Origin of the sequence: Corynebacterium sp. UMB4614 (genome assembly GCF_030217065.1) — a bacterium.
GTDB lineage: Bacteria > Actinomycetota > Actinomycetes > Mycobacteriales > Mycobacteriaceae > Corynebacterium.
The window spans coordinates 47557-55550 of the sequence record NZ_JASONC010000016.1 but is presented as its reverse complement, the minus strand read 5'-3'; the positions used below and the strand labels follow the sequence as shown (position 1 = coordinate 55550).

The window sequence follows — 7994 nt, the reverse complement described above, 5'->3', positions numbered from 1 at the left end:
CAAGCCATCAACCAACTAGCCGTGGCTTACCCCGACCGATTCGCGGACTACTTGTAAACCAAACCCCCGCACACAAACAATCGGACACTCTCTGTCCGAGCTTCAAGAAGCAACGCCACTCACTCGAAGAACGATCATCGATATCCTCATCCAGAGTGACCGACTCGACGAGTTCATCGCCAACCCGAACGACTACATCAAGATGGTCAAAGGCATCATCGAAGCCGAACTCGCAGCAATCGTCACCGAAGGCGTCCAATACGAAAAGATCGGCGGCAGCGTGTACTCGCTCACCGAACTTCAGCAAGACGGCATCGAAGAAAAGCAATACTTCCTGGACAACTTGTACAAGGTCAAAAACCGCGAGAAAACCGACTACGACTTCGTTGTCTACGACTCGGAAGCCGAGCGCCGATTCGCCGAACTCCTCGACGACCGCGAAGACATCAAACTGTTCCTGAAGCTACCGCCGAAGTTCAAGGTTGATACCCGAGTCAGGGCGTACAACCCCGATTGGGCAATCCTGAAGCAGGTAGACGGCGAAGATAAGTTGTACACGATTCGTGAGACAAAGAGCACGATGGTCGAGTATCTCCTGCGCACAGCCGAGCAGGCCAAGATTGATGCCGCCCACGAGCACTTCAAGACGATCGGGGTTGACTACGTAAAGGAAGCCCCCGGGGAGTTGGAATATATAGGTGGACGAAAGTTTGATGATTTTTTAGCAAGAACAACCTCTAAAGATACAACACAAGTAGCACAAGGTGATGTGATGAGCGCTGACGTGTCAGATACAGCCCCTGAATCCATTTTGTTCTCCCGCCTATTTGTCAATCCCGTTGGGCGAGCTAGCCGTATGCTTCTGGGCTGTTTCTGATTTAAATCCGCGACCGTTCGCATTCCCTCAACTGTTGAATGCCGGAATGCATCGGGTATTTGATCGAGCCCTATCGGTCCGTCGGTAACGCAGTTGGACCTGACCTCTATTTGGTGGATACCTAATATCCAGCCCGGTTGGGTTGGGAAGAAAGGCAATCTACCACCATGTTTAGGTACTCCAAGGAACAGCTCAAACGCTCCAAGAAGTTCCAGGGCGCGGCGACGCAGGCGATCTTCGACGGCATCGCGGAGCGTAAGAAGCGCGATACCTTGCTCTCCAGTGACCGGGACGTGCTCAACGGTGTGATCAACGCCCTGGCGGACATCATGGCCGCGGCTAAGGAGATGGGTGAGCTGGACAAGTAGGGAAGTGGCCCCTGAGCTCAATGTCCGTGCCAGATTTGTGCCAAATCCGTGGCTGCATCCGTGACGATGTGAGCTTTGCCATGGGGCTTGGGGGCGCTGGTTGATGTGCCCGTTGCTTCCACCTGCGGAAACGACTGAAGCCCTGGCCTTGCGGCCAGGGCTTCTATTGCTTGGTCGGACTGACAGGATTTGAACCTGCGACCCCTACACCCCCAGTGTAGTGCGCTACCAAACTGCGCCACAGCCCGTTACGCCCTGTAACAGTACAGCATGCTTCAGGGCGCGTACTAATCAGCCCCGCTCGTGGGCATTACTGCGGGTCAACCGGGGATTCCGTGACGATGATACCGTCCGAGTCCGCGTACACGTACTCGCCCGGGTTGAACTCCACGCCACCGAAGCGCAGCACAACATCCTTCTCGCCCGCGCCCGTCTTCGTGGACTTGCGAGGGTTGGTGCCCAGCGCCTTGCAGCCGAAGTCCATCTCGCCGATGGCCTTGCTGTCGCGGATCGCGGCGTTCACGATCACGCCCGCCCAGCCGTTCTTCTGGCCCAGGCCGGCGATGATGTCGCCCACCAGTGCGGTGTGCAGGGACTCCTGGCCATCGATGACCAACACGCCGCCCGGGTTCGGCTCGCTGAGGATGGACTTCAGCAGCGCATTGTCCTGGAAGCAGGACACCGTGGTGATGCGGCCGCAGAACTCGACCTTGCCGCCGAGGTCCTGGAACTGCGTGTCGCAGGACCGGGACTCCGCTCCAATAATGTCAACCAAGTCTGCCGTGGGGATAAAAGTGATCTCGCTCATAGCCTCCAAGCATAGGTGTTGGACCACCCCTGAACAGCAAGGTGCCCCACTTTGGGCGGGCATGTCCGGGCTGCCCGGTAAAGTGGACGGCGCATAAACAAGCGTCGATCCGACACGAGGTTGTAGAAGAGCACATGGCTGCATTTGACTGGTTCTGGCGTGCGATGGGCACGTCGCCGAAGAAGAATCAGAAGAAGTCCCGGGCGGTCGTCGCACAGGCCAACCCTGAGCGCTACACCGGCGCTACTGATGACGAGCTCCGCGCCGCCGCAGCAGACGCGGTCGTCAAGGCAGGGGAGGGGGAGGACGGCCGCATCAAGGACGTCCCGCAGCTGCTCGCCGTCCTCCGGGAGGTCACCCGCCGCACCCTCGGCATCGCCCCCTTCGACGTCCAGCTCCAGGGCACCCTCGCCCTGCTCAACGGGGACGTCGCCGAAATGGCCACCGGTGAGGGTAAAACCCTGACCGGCGCGATGGCCACCATCGGCTACGCACTGCAGGGCAAGCGCGTCCACGTCATCACCGTCAACGGCTTCCTCGCAGCCCGCGACGACGAATGGATGGGCCCGATGTTCGACTTCTTCGGGCTCACCCACGGCGCCATCCAGGAGGAGCTGACCTCCGAGCAACGCCGCGAGGTCTACCAGCGGGACATCGTCTTCGGCGCCATCAACGAACTCGGCTTCGACGTCCTCCGCGACCACCTGGCCACCGAACGCGCCGAGGTCGTCCGCACCCCCGCGGACGTCGCCGTCATCGACGAAGCGGACTCCGTACTCGTCGACGAAGCCCTCGTTCCACTCGTCCTCGCAGGCAGCGAGCCCGGCACCGCCCCGGCCGGGCAAATCACCCAGCTGGTCCAGCGGATGGAGGAAAACGAGCACTTCACCATCTCCCCGGACCGCCGCAACGTGTTCCTCACAGATAAGGGGTCGACGTTCGTCGAGGACGCCCTCGGCATCGACTCCCTGTACTCGGAGGGCAAGGACGGCGAGGACGCCGGCCAGACGCTCGTCCAGGTCAACGTCGCCCTGCACGCCGAGCACCTGCTCATCCGGGACGTCCACTACATCGTCAAGGACGGCTCCGTCGCCCTCATCGACGGTTCTCGGGGCCGCATTGCTGATCTCCAGCGCTGGCCCGATGGCCTGCAGGCCGCGGTGGAGGCCAAGGAGGGGCTGCGCGTCACCGATGGTGGACGCATCCTCGACCAGATCACCATCCAGGCCCTGATCGGCATGTACCCGACCGTCTGCGGCATGACCGGCACCGCCCTGGCGGCCGGGGACCAGCTGCGCCAGTTCTACGGCCTGCAGGTCTCAGTCATCGACCCAAACGTGCCGACCAAGCGCTTCGACGAGGCAGACCGCATCTACGCCACCGATGAGGAGCGCGACGCCGCCGTCATCGAGCACATCCTCGCGGTCCAGGAGACCGGCCAGCCACAGCTCATCGGCACCCAGGACGTCGCAGCTTCCGAGCGCATCGCCGAGGCCCTTGCAGCCCGCGGCGTGAAGAGCTCGATCCTCAACGCGAAGAACCACGAGGCCGAGGCCGCCGTCGTCGCTGAAGCGGGGCGCCCCGGCCACGTTACCGTCTCCACCCAGATGGCCGGTCGTGGTACGGATATCAAGCTCGGAGGCAAGGACGAGTCCGCCCGCGACGCCGCCGTCGAAGCCGGGGGACTTCACGTGGTCGGCGTGGGCAGGTTCCGCTCCCAGCGACTGGACAACCAGCTGCGCGGACGCGCGGGCCGCCAGGGCGACCCCGGTAGCTCGGTCTTCTTCGTCTCCCTGCAGGACGACGTCGTGGAAACCGGTGGTGCCGGGGAGAGCCTGGAAGCCCAGCCGGATGCGAGCGGTCGCCTGAATCAGAAGAAGGTCGCGAACTTCGTCGACCACTGCCAGCGCGTGACCGAAGGCCAGATGCTGGACATCCACGCCACGACCTGGAAGTACAACAAGCTCATCAAGGATCAGCGGGACATCATCGACGCCCGCCGTCAGAAGCTGCTGGATACGGACGCCGCCTGGCAGGAGCTCGCCGAAGCGCAGCCAAAGAAGGCCGCCAGCCTGCAGGAGCAGGGCATCGAGCAGGGCGTGCTGGAGCACTCGGCCCGCGCGATCATGCTCTTCCACCTGGACCTGGAGTGGAGCGAGCATCTGGCCTACCTGGACGACATCCGGGAGTCCATCCACCTGCGCGCCATTGCCCGGGAGTCGCCCATCGACGAGTTCCACCGCATGTCCATCGCCGCGTTCGGCGACTTGGCAGCCCGTGCGGTGAACAAGGCGGAGGACACCTTTGCTGAGGCGGAATTCACCAGCGAGGGCGTGGACCTGGATGGCCTCGGCCTCCACAAGCCGTCTGCGACCTGGACTTATATGGTCAACGACAATCCGCTTTCCAGCGGTGGCGGCTCGCTGATCGGCTCTGTGGCGCAGATGTTCCGATAGTTATGAACTTGTGAAAACAACCTCGGTGACTCTCCATCGCCGGCGGGGTAGTATTGTGTTGTCGTTAGCCAAATACGTTCCAGAGAGGATCTCACTATGAGCCAGAACACCGGTAAGCCGGAGGCATCTGTCGAGACCACATCGGTGTTTCGCGCGGACCTCCTGAAGGAGATGGAGTCCGGCGCCCAGGCCGACGCATCTCCTTCCGGTGTCGAGGGGTTGCCGGAGGGCTCCGCCCTTCTCGTGGTGAAGCGCGGACCAAACGCCGGTTCCCGCTTCCTCCTCGATCAGGAGACCACCGCCGCTGGCCGTCACCCGGACAGCGACATCTTCTTGGACGACGTCACCGTCTCCCGTCGCCACGCTGAGTTCCGCCGTAACGGTGCGGACTACGAGGTCGTGGACGTCGGCTCCCTGAACGGCACCTACGTCAACCGCGAGCCGAAGAACTCTGCGGTCCTGTCCAACGGTGACGAGATCCAGATCGGCAAGTTCCGCCTCGTGTTCCTGAACGGCGCGAAGGAAAGCTAAAACCCGTGGCGGCACAAGAAGGTAACGCAGCGAAGAAGCTGCTCGAGCAGAACCCGGCGCAGACCGGGGAGAAGGTGCTTCCCACCGCCTCCATTGGCGATGTGCTGAAGCAGCTGAAGCCGGACTTCCCGGATGTGACGGTCTCCAAGATCCGCTTCCTGGAGTCCGAGGGGCTCATCACCCCTCGCCGTAGCCAGTCCGGCTACCGCCGCTTCTCCCCGGAGGACATCCAGCGTCTGCGCTACATCCTGACCCACCAGCGTGATAACTACCTGCCGCTGAAGGTCATCAAGGAGCAGCTCGATGCGATGGACGCCGGGAAGGTCACCCCGGTCTACGCCAAGCGCCAGATCGCCGGTGCGATGTCCGCGGAGCAGTTCCGCACCTCGGAGCCACGCCGCCTGACGCGTGCGGACCTGACGGCGCGTGCTGGTGTGGAGGACTCCTTCACCGGTAGCCTGATCCGCCTCGGCCTGGTCATGGCCGACCAGTCCGGTTTCTTCAGCGTGGACGACATTACGATCGTGCAGCTGGCGGACCGGCTCAGCGAGTTCGGCCTCGACGGCCGCCACCTGAAGGCCATGATGACCATCGCGCACCGCCAGCTCGACCTGGTCTCCCGCGTTTCTGATCCGCTGAAGCACGCCCGCGACGAAAACGCGCGCCAGCGCTCCGCGGAAACGGCTCGCGAGGTCTCTGCGCTGTTGCTCTCTCTTAACGCCGCCATCGTGAAGGGCAACCTCGACTAGATTCTCTAGAGCTTTTGGGCCCGCGCCGACCTCCCGCAAGGGGAGGGGCGCGGGCCTTAGCTTTTGGTCGGGGACTAATCCGGGGGAAACAAAAGTTATCTGACACGCGTGTTGTTACACATGTGTCGTTTGTTGTGGATGTTAATGTTAACCTTGAACTTGAACTTAAGGGTTTGCGGTTGACGTGTCCGCCGACCCGGCTATTCTTTAACTAGCAAGAGGGACCGCATAAGCGGCCACGGTCAGGAGAAGCGAATGGGTACGAACGAAGGCCAGCAGGATGCACTCTTCGATGTGCACGGGCCAGACTATGAGGTGGGCTACCGCGTGCCCATCGCATGCCAGGTCGCAGGTATTACTTACCGTCAGCTCGACTACTGGGCGCGCACCGACCTGGTGAAGCCCTCCATCCGCAACGCCTCCGGCTCCGGTTCCCAGCGCCTGTACTCCTTCCGCGACATCCTCGTGCTGAAGATCGTCAAGGGACTGCTCGATACCGGCATCTCCCTGCAGAACATCCGCAAGGCAGTCAGCAAGCTGGAGAACCTCGGCGTGGACGACCTCGCCGGCCTGACCCTCGTCTCCGATGGTGCGACCGTTTATGAGTGCCGTTCCTCCGAGGAGGTCATCGACCTGCTCAATGGTGGCCAGGGCGTGTTCGGCATTGCCGTTCCTGGTCTGATGAAGGAGCTCAGCGGCGATATCACGAGCTTCCCTTCCGAGAAGATTTCCCAGGACCCGGCGATCGATGAGCTCGCTGAGCGTCGTCGCCGCCGTCGCCTGGCCTAAGAGCCATCGAAGTCCGTGGCGTCGAATTCGACCACGCGGGACCTCAGGCCGCGGCGGCCTAAACGCTAGGCCCCAGCCGCTCGAGAACCCCCAAGCCTCGCTGCCCCCTGACCGCAGCGGGGCTTAAACAATACCCTTCAATACCCCGTCCACGGCCTTTGCGTCGCGGGCGTGGTAGAACCTTCCACCCGTCGCCTCCGCGATCCGCGCGAGCTCGTCTGCAGCGACATCGCCACCGATACCCACGATGTCCACACGCACCTGCGGGTTGGCCGCAGCCAGCTGGGCCTTCAGCTGCTCCACGGAGAGCTCGTCCTGGTTCTTACCGGCCAGCACCACCACCATGCGACCCGCCGGCTTCCCAGAGCCGGCCGCAGCGGAATCCACCGCCGCCTTGTGCGCCGCCGAGATGGAAACGTTTGCGTGGTTGCCGCCGCCCACATTCAGCTGGTCCAGCACCGCACCGGCGGCCGCCCCACCGTCACGGGCGGAAAGGTCGACATTCACGCGGTAGGGGGTGCGGGCGCCGGGGGAGAGCTGGGAAGAGTAGTTCCAGAGGCTCACCGCACCCTCGTTGTCCCCAACGCGCTGGAAGGCTGAGTGCAGCGCACCACGCACCACGTCGAGGCGGCGGGCATCACCCTCGACGACCCCCATCGCGTCGGAGGTATCCAGCAGGAAGGTCACGTCCGTGCCACGGGCCAAAGCTGGCTTCTTCGCCGCATCCTTATCCTTCTTAGCGTCCTTGGCCTGCGCGTCCTTCTGGTCCTTCTTGTCCTTGCCGTCCTCGGTGTCCTTCGCCTTGTCACCGGTGAGCTCAGCAACCTTGGTGCTCGGCAGCTTCTGCTCTTCAACTGCGAAGCTGGTGAAGTCCGAGGCTGCTCGTTGCCCAAGCTCTGGCACGCGGTCGCCGGCCTCCAAGCGGAGCACCGGACGCGCTGGCTCGCCCACGTTCGGGACGTCATTACCAGCGGCTCGCACGCCGTGATCCTTCGCGGCTGGGAGGACGGCCGCGGCGTCCTCCGGGACCCATGCTGCAGGGACCTCGGAGTCCAGCTTGGACAGGCCGTCGCGGTCCGCGACCTCAGAGATGGAGGCGGTGACGCAGTGATCAGCGACGATCCGGTCGGCATCGTTATATGCCTTCGCGAGCTCCTCAGCCGCCGCCTTGGCTTGGGGTGCGGCCCAGACGCTCAGCTCGTAATCGCCTTCCGCGCACTCCTCAGCGGCCACGCTGGTCTGGTTATTCTTCGACACCGCCGACCAGCCGATGATCAGCGCAGTGACCAGCACGACCGCGATCAACACGGCCCAGACCCACCCTGCGACCTTGAAGTTATTCTCACCACTCGCGTGACGCGCCATCGACCCTCCAAAAATCGTGTTTAAACCTTCAGTTTAGTGCAGCCCATCCCA

The 7994-nt window shown here is 62.8% G+C and carries 8 protein-coding genes and 1 tRNA gene; 6 read left to right on the top strand and 3 right to left on the bottom strand.

Features of this window, described 5'->3' with window-relative positions; translation table 11 throughout:
* The first annotated feature begins 202 nt into the window (after nucleotides 1-202).
* Entirely contained in the window at nucleotides 203-877 is a 675-nt protein-coding gene (locus QP413_RS07665; protein WP_284781349.1) for a hypothetical protein, read from the top strand.
* A gap of 167 nt (nucleotides 878-1044) precedes the next feature.
* Nucleotides 1045-1245, top strand: a complete 201-nt coding sequence (locus QP413_RS07660; protein WP_284781348.1) for a hypothetical protein — start codon at nucleotides 1045-1047, stop codon at nucleotides 1243-1245.
* Between the two features lie 171 nt (nucleotides 1246-1416).
* Here QP413_RS07660 and QP413_RS07655 read toward each other — a convergent pair.
* A tRNA-Pro gene (locus QP413_RS07655) sits at nucleotides 1417-1493 on the bottom strand.
* Between the two features lie 62 nt (nucleotides 1494-1555).
* Nucleotides 1556-2053 carry a ribonuclease E activity regulator RraA gene (gene rraA, locus QP413_RS07650; protein ID WP_148811890.1) on the bottom strand — a complete coding sequence of 166 codons (498 nt, stop codon included), beginning with the start codon at nucleotides 2051-2053 and terminating at the stop codon, nucleotides 1556-1558.
* A gap of 134 nt (nucleotides 2054-2187) precedes the next feature.
* On the opposite strand from rraA, the gene secA2 reads away from it, so the two are divergent.
* From secA2 to QP413_RS07630, 4 genes are all read left to right on the top strand, one after another.
* The gene (secA2, locus tag QP413_RS07645) at nucleotides 2188-4509 is read left to right on the top strand and encodes an accessory Sec system translocase SecA2 (protein WP_284781347.1); all 2322 of its coding nucleotides are present in this window, start codon (nucleotides 2188-2190) and stop codon (nucleotides 4507-4509) included.
* Nucleotides 4510-4605: 96 nt separating this feature from the next.
* On the top strand, nucleotides 4606-5040 hold the full coding sequence (gene odhI, locus QP413_RS07640) for an oxoglutarate dehydrogenase inhibitor Odhl (RefSeq protein ID WP_070759131.1): 435 nt from the start codon (nucleotides 4606-4608) through the stop codon (nucleotides 5038-5040).
* Nucleotides 5041-5045: 5 nt separating this feature from the next.
* Nucleotides 5046-5789: a MerR family transcriptional regulator gene (locus QP413_RS07635; protein WP_012360320.1), complete on the top strand. Its 744-nt coding sequence runs from the start codon at nucleotides 5046-5048 to the stop codon at nucleotides 5787-5789.
* Nucleotides 5790-6044: 255 nt separating this feature from the next.
* Nucleotides 6045-6578, top strand: a complete 534-nt coding sequence (locus QP413_RS07630; RefSeq protein ID WP_012360319.1) for a MerR family transcriptional regulator — start codon at nucleotides 6045-6047, stop codon at nucleotides 6576-6578.
* A 123-nt stretch (nucleotides 6579-6701) separates the two neighbouring features.
* On the opposite strand, the gene QP413_RS07625 is transcribed toward QP413_RS07630, so the two are convergent.
* On the bottom strand, nucleotides 6702-7943 hold the full coding sequence (locus QP413_RS07625; RefSeq protein WP_284781346.1) for a VWA domain-containing protein: 1242 nt from the start codon (nucleotides 7941-7943) through the stop codon (nucleotides 6702-6704).
* Nucleotides 7944-7994: the final 51 nt, after the last annotated feature.